General features: G+C 50.8%; 10 tRNA genes. All 10 read left to right on the forward strand.

The features are described from left to right. The first annotated feature begins 45 nt into the window (after window positions 1–45). Window positions 46–120, forward strand: a tRNA-Glu gene (locus F7731_RS26230). A 51-nt stretch (window positions 121–171) separates the two neighbouring features. Further along, window positions 172–247, forward strand: a tRNA-Val gene (locus tag F7731_RS26235). A gap of 6 nt (window positions 248–253) precedes the next feature. Next, window positions 254–329: transfer RNA gene (locus tag F7731_RS26240), tRNA-Thr, on the forward strand. A gap of 9 nt (window positions 330–338) precedes the next feature. Continuing rightward, window positions 339–414: transfer RNA gene (locus F7731_RS26245), tRNA-Lys, on the forward strand. 10 nt (window positions 415–424) lie between these two features. After that, window positions 425–513, forward strand: a tRNA-Leu gene (locus F7731_RS26250). A 20-nt stretch (window positions 514–533) separates the two neighbouring features. Continuing rightward, window positions 534–610 (forward strand) — tRNA-Arg (locus F7731_RS26255). A 25-nt stretch (window positions 611–635) separates the two neighbouring features. Further along, window positions 636–712: transfer RNA gene (locus tag F7731_RS26260), tRNA-Met, on the forward strand. A gap of 19 nt (window positions 713–731) precedes the next feature. Continuing rightward, window positions 732–824, forward strand: a tRNA-Ser gene (locus F7731_RS26265). Between the two features lie 22 nt (window positions 825–846). Further along, window positions 847–920 (forward strand) — tRNA-Met (locus tag F7731_RS26270). A 3-nt stretch (window positions 921–923) separates the two neighbouring features. After that, window positions 924–1,000: transfer RNA gene (locus tag F7731_RS26275), tRNA-Asp, on the forward strand. The last annotated feature ends 5 nt before the right edge of the window (window positions 1,001–1,005 follow it).

Genomic DNA, 1,005 nt, shown 5'->3' on the forward strand with positions numbered 1-1,005 from the left:
GGCAAAGCCCTATTAGGGCTATTTTTTTGCCTTAATTTTATAGTTGGCCCATTGGTCAAGCGGTTAAGACACCGCCCTTTCACGGCGGTAACACGGGTTCGAATCCCGTATGGGTCACCATTTATTTTGGCATACTAAATACGCAATGTATGCTCGTACGTCCTATACAACGGAGGATTAGCTCAGCTGGGAGAGCATCTGCCTTACAAGCAGAGGGTCGGCGGTTCGATCCCGTCATCCTCCACCATATTTTGCCGGCCTAGCTCAATTGGTAGAGCAACTGACTTGTAATCAGTAGGTTGGGGGTTCAAGTCCTCTGGCCGGCACCACAATTGTACGAGCCATTAGCTCAGTCGGTAGAGCATCTGACTTTTAATCAGAGGGTCGAAGGTTCGAGTCCTTCATGGCTCACCATTTTAAATATGCCGGGGTGGCGGAACTGGCAGACGCACAGGACTTAAAATCCTGCGGTAGGTGACTACCGTACCGGTTCGATTCCGGTCCTCGGCACCATTTAATTTTTTGTAAAAAATGCGCCCGTAGCTCAATTGGATAGAGCGTCTGACTACGGATCAGAAGGTTATGGGTTCGACTCCTTTCGGGCGCGCCATTATTTTAATTTAAATCTATATTTTGGCGGCGTAGCTCAGCTGGCTAGAGCGTACGGTTCATACCCGTAAGGTCGGGGGTTCGATCCCCTCTGCCGCTACCAAAGTATATTTTTTACACATGGAGGAATACCCAAGTCCGGCTGAAGGGATCGGTCTTGAAAACCGACAGGCGGGTCAAACCGCGCAGGGGTTCGAATCCCCTTTCCTCCTCCATTAGCTTAATAAATATTATTGTCGCGGGGTGGAGCAGTTCGGTAGCTCGTCGGGCTCATAACCCGAAGGTCGCAGGTTCAAATCCTGTCCCCGCAATATGGTCCGGTAGTTCAGTTGGTTAGAATGCCTGCCTGTCACGCAGGAGGTCGCGGGTTCGAGTCCCGTCCGGACCGCCATATTT

Source organism: Cytobacillus depressus, from assembly GCF_008923245.1.
Taxonomy (GTDB): domain Bacteria; phylum Bacillota; class Bacilli; order Bacillales; family Cytobacillaceae; genus Cytobacillus; species Cytobacillus depressus.